Here is a 434-nt window from a genome sequence, read left to right as displayed (position 1 = left end):
CCGTCTCGCTCGTCGCCCGCCGCCACGGGCTGAACGCCAACCAGCTGTTCACGTGGCGTCGGCTGATGGAGCGCGGCGCGTTCACGGCCGCCGGTGCCGGTGAAGAGGTGGTGCCAGCCTCCGAGCTTCGCGTTGCCCAGCAGCAGATCCGTGAGCTGCAGCGGCTCCTGGGCAAGAAGACGCTCGAGACCGAGATCCTGCGCGAGGCGATGGAGCGGGTCGCCGCCCCCAAAAAGTTGCCCTCGCGCGTGACCTCGTGGCCGGCGGGCGGCCGGTGAGCGCTGTGGCCGCAGCTTTGAGCGTGTCGCGCCCGCACCTCGCCTCGTCCAGGCAGGCCTCCCCCGCCTGGAAGCCCAGGGGCCGACGCGGCCGTCCGCCTGCACCCGACGCCGCGTTGCTCGGCGCGATCCAGGCGCTCATCGCCGATCTGCCGA

Annotated in this window: 1 protein-coding gene; it reads left to right on the top strand. The window is 72.8% G+C overall.

The annotated features are described in order from the left end of the window. Positions 1-278 (top strand): transposase (locus tag ACLBXO_RS31720; RefSeq protein WP_447687915.1); only part of this gene is annotated, 278 nt, incomplete at its 5' end. Positions 279-434 lie beyond the last annotated feature (156 nt).

This window comes from Methylobacterium sp. C33D (assembly GCF_053345825.1).
The sequence above is the reverse complement of the archived record's forward strand: the minus strand, read 5'-3'. Positions and strand labels throughout refer to the sequence as shown.